Consider the following 12,586-nt stretch of genomic DNA (forward strand, 5'->3'; position numbering starts at 1 on the left):
GCATGGTCGCGACATGGCGCAAGCGCTGGTTGCCGTCGTTGCCGCTGAGCGTGACGGTATTCTGCTTCTGGCTGCTGATGAACGACGAGATCAGCGCGGGCCAGGTGGTGATGGCATTGGTGCTGGCGCTCCTGATCCCGCCGTTCGCGGCACGGCTGGACCGCGAGTTCGCGCGCATCGGCCGGCTGCGCAGCGTGCCGCGCATGCTCGGGGTGCTGCTGCGGGATATCGTGCAGGCCAACATCACCGTGGCATTGCAGGTGCTGGGCCCGGAGCGGAAGATCCATCCCGGCTTCATCTGGGTGCCGCTGGATATCGACAACATCCACGGCATCGCGGCGTTGACCAGCATCATCACGCTGACGCCGGGTACGGTGTCGTCTGCGCTGTCGGAGGATCGCCGCCACCTGCTGGTGCACGTGCTGAACCTGGACGATGCCGACGAAGTGGTCCGGCAGATCAAGACGCGCTACGAGGCGCCGCTGATGGAGATATTCCCATGATGCCGCAGACCCTGGTGGTATACGCCGTGATCGCCTCGATGCATGTCGTCGGTGTCGCCATGCTGCTGGCGCTGTATCGGCTGGTCCGTGGACCGAGCGTGCCGGACCGCATCCTCGCACTCGATACCTTGTACGTCTGCGCGATCGCGCAGCTCATGCTGTTCGGCATGTACCTAGGCACGGCGGTCTATTTCGAGGCCGCGCTGATCATCGCCATGCTGGGCTTTGTGGGTACGGTGGTGTTGAGCAAGTACGTGCTGCGCCGGGATGTCGTCGAATGAGCTGGGTCTTCGCCATCCTGCTGGTGCTGCTGCTGGCCATCGGCAGTTTTTTCATCCTCGTCGGCTCCTTCAGCCTGGTGAAGCTGTCGGACTTCTTCAAGCGCCTGCATGGACCGACCAAGGCCAGCACGCTGGGTGTCGGCTGCGTGCTGATCGCCTCGGTCGGGTACCACGCCCTGGGTGGCACCGATCCGCAGCCGCGCGAACTGCTGATCACCGCGTTCCTGTTCATCACCGCGCCGATCAGCGCACACCTGATGGCGAAGGCGGCGCTGTCGCTGCACATGGCCGAGCGTCCGCCGATGCCGGGCGGCGAGCCTCCGCAGCCTGTCGATGCCGTCGACGATGCCGCCGGCCGGGACGCCTGACGCCGGATGCGCACGGCCCTCGTCTTCGGCGCCAGCGGGCAGATCGGCGAAGCGTTGCTGGCGCGCCTCGAAGGTGCGGCGTGGCAGGTGTTCGCGGTATCGCGGACACCCAGGGCGGCTTCGTCGAGTATCCGCTGGTTGACGGGTGAGTTCGCCGCCGTCGCCGGATTGCCGGCGGCGGTCGACGTGATCTTCAGCACGGGCCCGCTGGATGGATTCGCCCAATGGTATGCACGCGGCCTGGTCGCGGCGCCGCGCGTGATCGCGTTCGGATCCACCAGCCTGGATACCAAGCAGGCATCGGGCGATGCCTACGAACGTGACATCGTTGCGCGTCTGCAGGCCGCGGAGCGGCTCGTCTTCGACACGGCTGGAGCGAACGGCGCGGCAGCGACGGTGCTGCGTCCGACCCTGGTCTATGGCGCAGGCCGCGACCAGACGCTGGCGCGGATCGCGGCGATGGCGCGGCGCGTGGGATGCTTCGTGTTGCCGCGGGGCGCCACCGGGAGGCGCCAGCCCGTGCATGTCGACGACCTGGCGACGGCAGCGCTCGCAGTCGTGGATGCGTCCGCCACGCATGGGCGGGCGTATGCATTGCCGGGGGGCGAGACGCTGGCATATCGCGAGATGATCGCGCGCACGCTGGTGGCGCTGGATCCGCCGGCGAGACTGTGGGAAGTGCCGGTGCCGATGTTCAAGGTGGCGCTGTCGCTGGCGCGCAGTGCCGGCATGATGCGGGCGCTTACCGACGATGCGGTCTCGCGGATGCGCGATGACCTGGTGTTCGATGCTTCGCCGGCAGAGCGTGATTTCGGCTATGCGCCGCGCTCCTTCATCATGGACGCGCGTGCGGTGGGTGCGTAGAGCGGAGCTTGCTCCGCTGCTCCTGGAGAAGTCGATGCGATGCCAGCCTCGGCATCAGCCGGGCAAGCCCGGCTCCACGTCAGTACTTCCAGCCCATCTTCCGGTAGAACTTGCTGAGCACCCACACCGGCCCGATCAGCAGGTAGGTGAGGTCGGTCAGGAAGCTGGGCTTCTTGCCTTCGATCTTGTGGCCGACGAACTGCGCGATCCACGCGACCACGAACACGCCGAGCGCGAGGAAGAACAGATTCTGCAGCCCCAGCAGGCTTTCCAGCCAGCGCGTCAGCCAGGCCATGGCGATGAAGATCGCCAGCATGCCGAAGCCCAGCGGGCGCGAGAGCTTGTAGTAGTACATCCACGCACCGAACATCGCCAACGCGGCCCACGCGCCGGACTTGATCCAGGTGCCGAACACCGGGATGCACCACAGCAGCGCGACCACGGTCCACAGGATCATGGGCACGGCGAAGACGTGGATCAGCTGGTTGGTGTCGTTCTGGTGGTCGCCGGAATAGCTGGCGAACCAGCGGTCCACCGGGCGTTGCGCGGTTGCGTTCATTCATCCCTCCCGAGGATGGCAATGCGGCAGGGTATGGAGCATACCCCAGCCCGGCCAGGGTTGCCGGGCCGGTGGTCGGTCCCGGCCGATCAGTGCGCGGCGGCCTTCGAAAACAGCTGGATCACCGCCACGCCGGCCACGATCAGGCCCATGCCCAGCATGGCGGGCAGGTCCAGCGGCTGCTTCAGTACCACCCATCCGATCAGGGCGATCAGCACGATGCCGGCGCCGGACCAGATCGCGTAGGCCACGCCGACCGGCACCGTCTTCAGCGTGAGCGACAGGAAGTAGAACGCGATGCCGTAACCCGCGGCGACCAGCAGCGAAGGACCCGGTCGGGTGAAGCCTTCGGAGGCTTTCAGTGCGCTGGTGGCGATGACCTCGGCGGCGATGGCGATGCTCAGGTACAGGAAGCCTGCATTCATGGCGGTCTCCAATGCGGAAGCCGCCATTCTGACCTGTGGGAGCGACGTCAGTCGCGATGGCGGTTATCGGTGATGCCTCATCGCGACTGACGTCGCTCCCACAGAGCGCGAATCGCCTACTCGACCACGATGCCGGCCAGCTTCTGCAGCGCTTCGGCGTACTTGGCGCGCGTGCGCTCGATGACCTCGGCCGGCAGCGATGGTCCGGGGGCTGTCTTGTTCCAGTCCAGCGTTTCCAGATAATCGCGCACGAACTGCTTGTCGTAGCTGGGCGGGCTGGTGCCGACTTCGTACTGGTCCGCAGGCCAGTAGCGCGAGGAATCCGGCGTCAGCATCTCGTCCATGATGTACAGGCGGCCGTCCTCGTCCGTGCCGAACTCGAACTTGGTGTCGGCCAGCAGGATGCCGCGCTCGGCGGCGAAATCGGCAGCGAAGCGGTAGATGCGCAGGGTGGCGTCGCGCACGCGCTCGGCCAGTTCGGCGCCCACGGTCTTCACCATCGCGTCGAAATCGATGTTCTCGTCGTGGTCGCCGACGGCGGCTTTCGTCGACGGGGTGAAGATGGGTTCGGCCAGCTTCTCGGCCTGGCGCAGGCCGTCGGGCAGTTCGATGCCGCTGACCTTGCCGGTGCGCTGGTAATCCTTCCAGCCGCTGCCGATCAGGTAGCCGCGTGCGATGGCTTCCACCGGCACCGGCTTGAGCTTCTTCGTCACCACCGCGCGCCTGGCGTACAGCGAGGCGTCCACGCCGGCCGGCAGCACGCTGGCGACATCGATGCCGGTCAGGTGGTTCGGCATCAGGTGCGCGGTCTTGGCGAACCAGAAGTTGGAGATCTGGCAGAGCATCTCGCCCTTGCCGGGAATGGGGTCGGGCAGCACCACGTCGAACGCGGACAGGCGGTCGGTGGCCACCATCAGGAGGCAATCGCCGTCGGGCGCATCGGCGGGCAGGCGGTCGCGGGGCAGGTCGAACACGTCGCGGACCTTGCCGCGGTGGCGCAGGGTGAGGCCGGGCAGATCGGATTGAAGCAACGTCGTGGGCACAAACACTCCTTGGGGAGTTCCGGAAACCAGCGAGGCGTACAGCGTCGTGGGGGCGTGCGGCAGGCCGTGCGCCCGTGCCCCGGGGTGGCCCATCACCCGCTGCTGCGGGGCCAGGTACCGGACCGGGCCGCGTAGTGTACGGCGCTTGGGGGCCGTGTGTGCCGTAAAATGGCCCACTTGCTGAAGAAGGCGGGCTGGATGAAGCGCTGGTACGGGAAACTGCTGGGATTCGTGGCGGGTTGGCTGCTGATGCGCCATCCCCTGGGCGGCCTGGTGGGCCTGATCATCGGCCACGCCTTCGACGAGGACTGGTTCAAGCTCAGCCGCGACAACCCATACCGCGTACTCGGCCTGACCAGCGACGCGGACGATGCCGAGATCGACCAGGCCTACCGCCGGCTCATCTCCCAATACCACCCCGACAAGATGGCCGGCGCCGCGGAAGAGCTGCGTCGCCAGGCCGAACACAAAGCCGGCGAGATCAACGCCGCCTACGACCGCATCAAGACCCTGCGCAAGCGCAAGTGAGCCCCTCCATGTCGAACTGCATCATCGCCCCGTCCATCCTGTCCGCCGACTTCGCCCGCCTGGGCGAGGAAGTCGACAACGTGCTGAAGGCCGGCGCCGACTGGGTGCACTTCGACGTGATGGACAACCATTACGTGCCCAACCTGACCATCGGCCCGCTGGTGTGCAGCGCGCTGCGCAAGCATGGCGTCACCGCACCGATCGACGTGCATCTGATGGTGGAGCCGGTGGACAGGATCGTGCCGGACTTCGCCGAGGCAGGCGCCAGCATCATCAGCTTCCACCCGGAAGCCTCGAAGCACGTGCACCGTACGATCCAGCTGATCAAGTCCCTGGGCTGCAAGGCCGGCCTGGTGCTCAATCCGGGTACGTCGGTGGACGTGCTGGACTGGGTGCTGCCGGAACTCGACCTGGTGCTGCTGATGTCGGTGAACCCGGGCTTCGGCGGGCAGGCCTTCATCCCGTCGGCGCTGGACAAGCTGCGCGCCGTGCGCGCGATGATCGACAAGACCGGCAAGGACATCCGCCTGGAGATCGACGGCGGCGTGAAGGCGGACAACATCGGCCAGATCGCGGCGGCGGGCGCGGATGCCTTCGTTGCCGGCTCGGCGATCTTCAATGCGCCTGACTACAAGGATGTGATCGATCGCATGCGCGCCGCGGTGGCCGACGCGCGCGCCTGATCGGCGCGTAGAGCGGAGCTTGCTCCGCTTTCCCGGGGGATCTGCCGAAGCGGAGCAAGCTCCGCTCTACACGGAAAAGGGCGGTGGCCTTCGCCACCGCCCCGGAAGAATTGGAGGCTGATCCTGCCTCCGCCCGTCGTCCCTGCTATGGCCTCCCACGCTACGGATGGTCTGTGACGGGAAGATGACGATGGCTGGGATGTTGTAGGAGCGACGTGAGTCGCGACCGCGGATCATCAGTTCCAGGGCTCTCTGGTCGACAGGTTCGCTGGTCGCGACGGCGTACGGTCGCGACTCACGTCGCTCCTACAGGAGAGCGGCTATGCTCGCGCGTCCCCCAAGGAACTTCCCATGACCGCACCTCGCTGGCGCCTGATCCTCAACGGAAAATCCGCCGGCGACGACGACCTGCGCGACGCCGTGGGTTCGATGCGCGAAGAAGGCATCGCACTCGACGTGCGGGTGACCTGGGAAGACGGCGATGCCGAGCGTTACGTCGCCGAGGCCATCGCCGACGGCGTGGATACCGTCATCGCCGCCGGTGGCGATGGCACGCTGAGCGAAGTGGCGACCACGCTCGCGCATCGCGACGAGGCCGCCGATGCGTTGCCGTCGCTCGGGCTGGTGCCGCTGGGCACTGCGAACGATTTCGCCATGGCGGCCGGCATTCCGGATGAAGCACTGCCCGCACTGCGGTTGGTCCGGGACATCGCGGCTGTATCGATCGACCTGCTGCGCATCGATGCCGAAGACGGCGAGCACTGGTGCGCCAATCTCGCCAGTGGCGGCTTCGGTACCGAGGTCACCGTGGAGACCGACGAAGGCCTCAAGAAAATGCTCGGCGGCCTGGCCTATCTGGTCACCGGGATCGCCAAGCTGGGCCGCATCGAGCCGGTGACCGCGCGCGTGCACGGCCCGGACTTCGACTGGCAGGGTGAGTTCATCGCCGTAGGCATCGGCAACGGACGCCAGGCGGGAGGCGGGCAGGCACTGTGTCCGGATGCGCTGGTCGATGATGGCGCGCTGGACCTGACCATCGTGCCGGAGTTGTCCGGCGAGGTGGCCGCCACCGTGGGAACACTGGTGAAGGACGGCAAGCATGCCGCGCTGGAGCGCGTGGCCACCCGTGCCCGATTGCCATGGGTCGAACTGGAGGCCGAGCAGCCGATCACCCTCAACCTGGATGGCGAGCCCGTCCAGTCCCGGCGCTTCCGCATCGAATGCGTCCCCGGCCGCGCCCGCATGCACCTGCCGGCGGACTGTCCGTTGCGCATGCAACCGGATGCCCAGTGGCCGGCGGGTCCGCGCGTCGGGTAAAGTAGGGCCGTGTCCCATCCCGCGCTCCCGCTTTCCAAAGATTCCGCACGCCCTGGCTGGCGATGGTGGCCCGTAGCCGTCGCCCATACCGCCACCGCGTCCCGGAAGGAAAGCCCGCTTGATCTCGCACGACCAGTTCCAGCAGTACGCTGCTGAAGGTTTCAACCGCATCCCCGTCGTCCGTGAAGTGCTGTCCGACCTGGACACGCCGCTCTCGGTCTACCTGAAACTCGCCGACGCGCCGCACACCTACCTGTTCGAATCGGTGGAGGGCGGCGAACGCTTCGGCCGCTATTCCATCATCGGTCTGCCGGTGCGGCGCGTGGTCACCTTCCACGGCCATCGCCTGGAAATCCGCGATCATGGCCAGCTGGTCGAGGCGCGCGATGTGGACGATCCCTTCGCCGAAGTCGAAGCGCTGCGCGCCGCCTATGCGGTACCCAAACTGGAAGGCCTGCCCGGGTTCACCGGCGGACTGGTGGGCTGGTTCGGATTCGAGTGCATCGGCTACATCGAGCCTCGACTGGCGACGGGCGACAAGCCCGACGAACTCGACACCCCCGACATCCTGCTGATGCTGTCGGAAGAAGTCGCGGTCTTCGACAACCTCAAGGGCCGTCTCTATCTGATCGTGCACGCCGATCCACGCGAGGCGGGCGCATGGGACGCCGCGCAGGCACGGCTGGATGCGCTGACCACCAAGCTCCGGCAGCCCGGCTCGTATCCCACGCCGATCACCCGCGACGTGCTGGATGAAAGCCACTTCGTGTCCGGCTTCACCCACGACGGTTTCATCGCTGCGGTGGAAAAATCCAAGGAATACATCCGCGCCGGCGACATCTTCCAGGTGGTGCTGAGCCAGCGCCTGAGCGTGCCATTCAATGCGCGGCCGGTGGATGTCTACCGCGCCCTGCGTGCGCTGAACCCGTCGCCCTACATGTACTTCCTCGATGTCGGCGACGTGCAGGTGGTGGGTTCCTCGCCGGAAATCCTGGTGAGATTGGAACAGGGCGAAGTCACCGTGCGGCCCATCGCCGGCACGCGTCCGCGCGGGAAGACGCACGAGGAGGATCTCGCGCTGGAAGCCGAGTTGCTGGCCGACCCCAAGGAGCGCGCCGAGCACCTGATGCTGATCGACCTGGGCCGCAACGACACCGGTCGCGTGTCGGAAGCGGGAACGGTGCAGGTGGGCGAGCAGTTCGTCATCGAACGCTACAGCCACGTCATGCACATCGTCAGCGAGGTCACCGGCAAGCTGTTGCCGGGCCTCAGCTACGCCGATGTGCTGCGCGCGACGTTCCCGGCCGGCACGGTCAGTGGCGCGCCCAAGATCCGCGCGCTGGAAGTGATCCGCGAACTCGAGCCGATCAAGCGCAACGTCTACGCCGGCAGCATCGGCTACATCGGCTGGCACGGCGATGCCGACACCGCCATCGCCATCCGCACCGCCGTCATCAAGGATGGCCGCCTGCACGTGCAGGCCGGCGCCGGCATCGTCTACGACTCCGATCCCGAGAAGGAGTGGGACGAGACGATGAACAAGGGCCGCGCGCTGTTTCGCGCGGTGGCGGAAGCGGCGAAGGGGTTGTGAACTTGACTGGTCGTATTAAGAAAAGTAGGTCGGAGCTGCAGGCTGCATTGTCGGAGCAGATTGAACTTCTTTCTGAATACTCGGCGGCTTTCGATCAAGGAAAGACTTCGATGGCAAAGCCGATGTCAACGTCGCTGAGAGTTCTTCTACATGAGACGAAAAGACAAAGGTCTCTGCTTGAACAACTCCAGCTACGGTCTGGGCTGCGCTACATCGATACAGCTGGTCCAATCAGTGCGAGTAATCTCGCGCCGCAATCATTGCTGGTATCGATGAGGTTTGATACGGGCGACGTCAGTTTCGTCCCTCGTTGCATCTCTGGATTTGTACCGGAAGCGGGTTTTAAGAAGACTGTATTCTCTGACTGGTGGGGTCACCCTGTTGTTCGAATCCCCAAAGTAAAGGATTTTTCGCGCAGGGATTTGGTGCTCAGTGTCGCGGATACGGATGGAGGGGCGCATGTCGACGCTGGGTTGGAGTCCGAGTACTTCAGCCTAAGCCGGGCCAACGCGCTGGGTTGGGTGTTTTCCATTAATGGGGGCGACCCCACGCCGATGCCGAACCCTGTGCCTGCCTGCATGAGGCAGATTGCGCACGAAGTGATCGAAACCCTGGCGTCGTCCACGGCGATGATGAAAGGTTGAAGGATTCTCTATGCTTTTGATGATCGACAACTACGACAGCTTCACCTACAACCTCGTGCAGTACCTGCAATCTCTGGGTGCCGAGGTGAAGGTGGTGCGCAACGATGCGATGACGGTCGACGAGATCGCGAAGCTCGCGCCCGAGCGCATCGTCATTTCGCCCGGCCCCTGCACGCCGAACGAAGCCGGAGTCTCGCTGGAGATCATCGAGCGGCTGGGTGCGAACACACCCATCCTCGGTGTCTGCCTCGGTCACCAGAGCATCGGCCAGGCCTATGGAGGCAACGTCATCCGCGCGGGCCGCATCATGCACGGCAAGACCTCGCGCATCCGCCATGAAGGCAAGGGCGTGTTCGCCGGTCTGCCGGACGCCTACGAGGCCACGCGCTACCACTCGCTGGTGGTGGAGCGCGGCAGCTTGCCGGATGCGCTGGAAATCACCGCGTGGACCGAGAACGACGACGGCAGCATCGAGGAGATCATGGGCCTGCGCCACCGCAAGTACCCCGTGGAAGGCGTGCAGTTCCACCCCGAGTCGATCCTGACCGAGCATGGGCATGCCCTGCTGAAGAACTTCCTCGAACGATGATGTAGGGCGGGCCCGGGCCCGCCATCGCCATGCCGGTGGGCCAGGGCCCACCCTACGGAGCCCCCATGCCACTGACACCTCAAGAAGCCCTGCAGCGCACCATCGAGCATCGCGAAATCTTCCACGACGAGATGGTCGACCTCATGCGCCAGATCATGCGCGGCGACGTGTCGCCGACCATGACCGCCGCCATCCTGACCGGCTTGCGCGTGAAGAAGGAAACCGTCGGCGAGATCGCCGGCGCCGCCACGGTGATGCGCGAGTTCTCGCGCACCGTGGATGTCGCCGACCGGACGCATCTTGTCGACATCGTCGGAACCGGCGGCGATGGCTCGCATACGTTCAACATCTCCACCTGCTCGATGTTCGTCGCGGCCGCCGCCGGTGCGCGCATCGCCAAGCATGGCAACCGCAGCGTGTCGTCGAAGTCGGGCAGCGCCGACGTGCTGGAAGCGCTGGGCGTCGACATCGAACTGCAGCCGGAGCAGGTGGCGCAGTCCATCGCGAGAGCCGGCATCGGCTTCATGTTCGCGCCGGTGCACCATCCCGCGATGAAAGTCGTGGCACCGGTGCGGCGCGAAATGGGCGTGCGCACCATCTTCAACATCCTGGGACCGCTGACCAATCCTGCGGGCGCGCCCAGCATCCTGATGGGGGTCTTCCATCCGGACCTTGTCGGCATCCAGGCACGCGTGCTGCAGGAGCTGGGGGCCGAGCGCGCACTGGTGGTCTGGGGTCGCGACGGCATGGATGAACTGTCCCTGGGCGCTGGCACGCTGGTCGGCGAGTTGCGCGACGGCGAAGTGCGGGAATACGAACTCCACCCGGAAGACTTCGGCATCGCGATGGCCGCCAGCCGCAACCTGCGCGTGGCCGACGCCGCGGAATCGAAGGCGATGTTGCTGGGCGTGCTGGACAACAAGCCCGGTCCCGCCCGCGAGATCGTGGTGCTGAACGCGGGTGCGGCGCTGTACGTGGCCGGCGTGGCGGAGAGCATCGAGGACGGCATCGTCCGTTCACGGGATGCCATCGCCAGCGGCAAGGCGTTGGAGCGCCTGCACCAGTTCGTCGCGACCACGCAGGCCCTGGGCCTGCCGCACACGGAGGCATGACATGGCCGCCAGCGGATTCGCCAGCCTGCCCAAACCGCCGTATTACGCGGTGATCTTCTCATCGCTGCGCAATAGCCAAGATGAGGCCGGCTACGGCGCCATGGCCGAGCGCATGGTCGAACTGGCGCAGCAGCAACCCGGCTTCCTCGGCGTGGAGTCCACGCGCGGCGCGGACGGTTTCGGCATCACCGTCGCCTACTGGGACAGCGAGGCGGCCATCCACGCCTGGCGGCAGCACGCCGAACACACCGCGGCGCGCGAGCAGGGGCGGCGGGACTGGTACGACCACTTCGAGCTGCGCGTGGCCAAGGTCGAGCGGGCGTACGGGTGGGACCGGGCGGAAGGTGTGTAGGAGGGGCTTCAGCCCGCGCCGCGACAGCCTTTCCTCCCCCAAAATGCCGAATGCGCCGCAGCACGACCGTATGGGGAACGGCCGGCTGCCGGGTGGCCGTCGTAGTGAATCCGGTTGGAGCTGAAGCACCTCTTACATGACGCGGCATGGATGCGACAATGCAACTTGCCGTGCGCTGCCACGGGACCGGACCAGAAAATCAATGAGCGACATCCTCACCACCATCCTCGCCCGCAAGGCGGACGAGATCGCCGAGCGCAGCGCCCGCGTATCGTTGGCCGACCTGCGCGCGCGCATCGCCGATGCGCCGCCGACGCGCGGCTTCGCCGACGCGCTGAACGCGATGATCGCGCAGGGCGATCCGGCGGTGATCGCCGAGGTGAAGAAGGCCAGCCCGTCCAAGGGCGTGATCCGTCCGGACTTCCGTCCGGCCGACATCGCGGTCAGCTATGAATTCGGAGGCGCGGCCTGCCTGTCGGTGCTGACCGACGTCGACTTCTTCCAGGGCGCCGACGACTACCTGAAGCAGGCGCGCGAGGCGTGCACGCTGCCCGTGCTGCGCAAGGACTTCACGGTCGACCCCTATCAGGTGTACGAGGCGCGCGTACTGGGTGCCGACTGCATCCTGCTGATCGTGGCGGCACTGGACGACGGGCAACTGGTCGACCTGTCCGGCCTGGCCATGCAGCTGGGCATGGATGTGCTGGTGGAAGTGCACGACATCGACGAACTGGAGCGTGCCCTGCAGGTGCCCGTGCCGCTGGTGGGCATCAACAACCGCAACCTGCGCACGTTCGAAGTATCGCTGCAAACGACGCTGGCGATGAAGGATGCGGTGCCGAAGGACCGCCTGCTGGTGACCGAAAGCGGCATCCTGGTGCCGGACGATGTGGCCACGATGCGTGCAGCCGGTGTCAATGCGTTCCTGGTGGGCGAGACGTTCATGCGCGCCGAGGAGCCGGGTGAGGCGCTGCGTCAGCTATTCTTCGCGGCATGACCGACGCTTCCTATCCGCTGCCACGCCCGGACGCCCCGGTCGTCGTTTTCGATTTCGATCACACGTTGTACGACGGCGATTCCGGTGGCCATCTGGTCAAATGGCTGATCCAGCGCAATCCGCTGCGCGCAATCGTTGCGCTGGCCGCATCCGTCGTACTGGGGCCGATGGTGGCGTTCCTGCCCACGCGACGGCGCGGGATCTCCGGCTACATCTGGATCGGTACGTTCGGCCTGCACGGTCGGCGCAGCTTCGATGCATTGATCGACCAATACGTGGCGGGTCATCGCGATGACGTGCAGCAAAGGCTGCTGCCGCATGCCCTCGAGGTGTTCCGCGACCACCGTGCCCGTGGCGACAACGTGGTGGTGGCCACCGGCGCGCCGCCGGAACTGGCGCGGGCGATCCTGAGTTTCGTCGCCCACGAGGGCGTGCCGGTCATCGGCACCGCCGTCGGCCCGCGCCTGGGCGCGGTAGTGGCCACGCGCCACTGCCACAACGAAGAGAAGATGCGCATGCTGCGCGAGCGCGGCTATGGCGAGGTTGCCGTCGCGTATTCGGACAGCAGTGCCGACCTCCCGCTGCTGAAAGCCGCGCGTGCCCCGGTGGTGGTGAACCCGAAGCCCGCGCGCGTGGCGATGTTCCGCCGCGTGCTGCCGCCGGGGACCCCCATCCTCAACTGGGGTTGCAAGGACCGTGGTGGTGCTGTGGCAACCTGACCCGCGGATGC

17 protein-coding genes are annotated in these 12,586 nt (G+C 66.2%); 14 read left to right on the forward strand and 3 right to left on the reverse strand.

Annotated features, from left to right (window positions below):
- Positions 1–2: 2 nt before the first annotated feature.
- Genes OY559_RS03220 through OY559_RS03235 form a run of 4 tightly spaced genes read left to right on the forward strand, consistent with a single transcriptional unit; the run spans position 3 to position 2,016 of the window.
- A complete protein-coding gene (locus OY559_RS03220; protein ID WP_277728683.1) occupies positions 3–503 on the forward strand; it encodes a Na+/H+ antiporter subunit E in 501 nt (166 codons plus the stop codon).
- Positions 500–784, forward strand: coding sequence for a K+/H+ antiporter subunit F (locus tag OY559_RS03225; protein ID WP_277728684.1), 285 nt, complete (start codon positions 500–502; stop codon positions 782–784). Before OY559_RS03220 ends, OY559_RS03225 begins: the two co-directional genes overlap by 4 nt.
- Positions 781–1,152, forward strand: coding sequence for a Na+/H+ antiporter subunit G (locus OY559_RS03230; RefSeq protein ID WP_277728685.1), 372 nt, complete (start codon positions 781–783; stop codon positions 1,150–1,152). The genes OY559_RS03225 and OY559_RS03230 overlap by 4 nt, the downstream gene beginning before the upstream one ends.
- Before the next feature lie 6 nt (positions 1,153–1,158).
- Complete coding sequence (locus OY559_RS03235; protein WP_277728686.1) at positions 1,159–2,016, forward strand: NAD-dependent epimerase/dehydratase family protein; 858 nt, start codon at positions 1,159–1,161, stop codon at positions 2,014–2,016.
- A gap of 79 nt (positions 2,017–2,095) precedes the next feature.
- On the opposite strand, the gene OY559_RS03240 is transcribed toward OY559_RS03235, so the two are convergent.
- From OY559_RS03240 to OY559_RS03250, 3 genes are all read right to left on the reverse strand, one after another.
- Positions 2,096–2,575 (reverse strand): Mpo1 family 2-hydroxy fatty acid dioxygenase, encoded by a 480-nt coding sequence (locus OY559_RS03240; protein WP_277728687.1) that lies wholly within the window; start codon positions 2,573–2,575, stop codon positions 2,096–2,098.
- Positions 2,576–2,664: 89 nt separating this feature from the next.
- On the reverse strand, positions 2,665–3,000 hold the full coding sequence (locus OY559_RS03245) for a DMT family transporter (protein ID WP_277728688.1): 336 nt from the start codon (positions 2,998–3,000) through the stop codon (positions 2,665–2,667).
- Between the two features lie 116 nt (positions 3,001–3,116).
- Positions 3,117–4,043: a phosphoribosylaminoimidazolesuccinocarboxamide synthase gene (locus OY559_RS03250; RefSeq protein WP_277728689.1), complete on the reverse strand. Its 927-nt coding sequence runs from the start codon at positions 4,041–4,043 to the stop codon at positions 3,117–3,119.
- Positions 4,044–4,241: 198 nt separating this feature from the next.
- On the opposite strand from OY559_RS03250, the gene OY559_RS03255 reads away from it, so the two are divergent.
- The 10 genes from OY559_RS03255 (at position 4,242) to OY559_RS03300 (ending at position 12,575) form a co-directional block, all read left to right on the forward strand.
- A complete protein-coding gene (locus OY559_RS03255) occupies positions 4,242–4,571 on the forward strand; it encodes a J domain-containing protein (protein WP_277729901.1) in 330 nt (109 codons plus the stop codon).
- Positions 4,572–4,579: 8 nt separating this feature from the next.
- Positions 4,580–5,254 (forward strand): ribulose-phosphate 3-epimerase, encoded by a 675-nt coding sequence (gene rpe / locus OY559_RS03260; protein WP_277728690.1) that lies wholly within the window; start codon positions 4,580–4,582, stop codon positions 5,252–5,254.
- A gap of 351 nt (positions 5,255–5,605) precedes the next feature.
- Positions 5,606–6,571 carry a lipid kinase YegS gene (yegS, locus tag OY559_RS03265; RefSeq protein ID WP_277728691.1) on the forward strand — a complete coding sequence of 322 codons (966 nt, stop codon included), beginning with the start codon at positions 5,606–5,608 and terminating at the stop codon, positions 6,569–6,571.
- A 118-nt stretch (positions 6,572–6,689) separates the two neighbouring features.
- Entirely contained in the window at positions 6,690–8,162 is a 1,473-nt protein-coding gene (gene trpE, locus OY559_RS03270) for an anthranilate synthase component I (protein ID WP_277728692.1), read from the forward strand.
- 2 nt (positions 8,163–8,164) lie between these two features.
- Entirely contained in the window at positions 8,165–8,806 is a 642-nt protein-coding gene (locus OY559_RS03275) for a hypothetical protein (RefSeq protein ID WP_277728693.1), read from the forward strand.
- Positions 8,807–8,816: 10 nt separating this feature from the next.
- Positions 8,817–9,395 carry an anthranilate synthase component II gene (locus OY559_RS03280; RefSeq protein ID WP_277728694.1) on the forward strand — a complete coding sequence of 193 codons (579 nt, stop codon included), beginning with the start codon at positions 8,817–8,819 and terminating at the stop codon, positions 9,393–9,395.
- 65 nt (positions 9,396–9,460) lie between these two features.
- Entirely contained in the window at positions 9,461–10,507 is a 1,047-nt protein-coding gene (trpD, locus tag OY559_RS03285) for an anthranilate phosphoribosyltransferase (RefSeq protein ID WP_277728695.1), read from the forward strand.
- Between the two features lies 1 nt (position 10,508).
- The gene (locus OY559_RS03290; protein WP_277728696.1) at positions 10,509–10,859 is read left to right on the forward strand and encodes an antibiotic biosynthesis monooxygenase family protein; all 351 of its coding nucleotides are present in this window, start codon (positions 10,509–10,511) and stop codon (positions 10,857–10,859) included.
- 202 nt (positions 10,860–11,061) lie between these two features.
- Entirely contained in the window at positions 11,062–11,856 is a 795-nt protein-coding gene (gene trpC / locus OY559_RS03295; protein ID WP_277728697.1) for an indole-3-glycerol phosphate synthase TrpC, read from the forward strand.
- A complete protein-coding gene (locus OY559_RS03300) occupies positions 11,853–12,575 on the forward strand; it encodes a haloacid dehalogenase-like hydrolase (protein WP_277728698.1) in 723 nt (240 codons plus the stop codon). The genes trpC and OY559_RS03300 overlap by 4 nt, the downstream gene beginning before the upstream one ends.
- Positions 12,576–12,586 lie beyond the last annotated feature (11 nt).

This window comes from Pseudoxanthomonas sp. SE1 (assembly GCF_029542205.1).
Classification (GTDB): domain Bacteria; phylum Pseudomonadota; class Gammaproteobacteria; order Xanthomonadales; family Xanthomonadaceae; genus Pseudoxanthomonas_A.

Coding starts and splice junctions, on each gene's coding strand:
- trpC (WP_277728697.1), top strand. CDS start 11,062: ATGAGCGACATCCTCACCACCATCCTCGCCCGCAAGGCGGACGAGATC.
- OY559_RS03225 (WP_277728684.1), top strand. CDS start 500: ATGATGCCGCAGACCCTGGTGGTATACGCCGTGATCGCCTCGATGCAT.
- OY559_RS03240 (WP_277728687.1), bottom strand. CDS start 2,575: ATGAACGCAACCGCGCAACGCCCGGTGGACCGCTGGTTCGCCAGCTAT.
- OY559_RS03255 (WP_277729901.1), top strand. CDS start 4,242: ATGAAGCGCTGGTACGGGAAACTGCTGGGATTCGTGGCGGGTTGGCTG.
- rpe (WP_277728690.1), top strand. CDS start 4,580: ATGTCGAACTGCATCATCGCCCCGTCCATCCTGTCCGCCGACTTCGCC.
- OY559_RS03290 (WP_277728696.1), top strand. CDS start 10,509: ATGGCCGCCAGCGGATTCGCCAGCCTGCCCAAACCGCCGTATTACGCG.
- OY559_RS03235 (WP_277728686.1), top strand. CDS start 1,159: ATGCGCACGGCCCTCGTCTTCGGCGCCAGCGGGCAGATCGGCGAAGCG.
- OY559_RS03280 (WP_277728694.1), top strand. CDS start 8,817: ATGCTTTTGATGATCGACAACTACGACAGCTTCACCTACAACCTCGTG.
- OY559_RS03230 (WP_277728685.1), top strand. CDS start 781: ATGAGCTGGGTCTTCGCCATCCTGCTGGTGCTGCTGCTGGCCATCGGC.
- OY559_RS03300 (WP_277728698.1), top strand. CDS start 11,853: ATGACCGACGCTTCCTATCCGCTGCCACGCCCGGACGCCCCGGTCGTC.
- yegS (WP_277728691.1), top strand. CDS start 5,606: ATGACCGCACCTCGCTGGCGCCTGATCCTCAACGGAAAATCCGCCGGC.
- OY559_RS03220 (WP_277728683.1), top strand. CDS start 3: ATGGTCGCGACATGGCGCAAGCGCTGGTTGCCGTCGTTGCCGCTGAGC.
- trpD (WP_277728695.1), top strand. CDS start 9,461: ATGCCACTGACACCTCAAGAAGCCCTGCAGCGCACCATCGAGCATCGC.
- OY559_RS03245 (WP_277728688.1), bottom strand. CDS start 3,000: ATGAATGCAGGCTTCCTGTACCTGAGCATCGCCATCGCCGCCGAGGTC.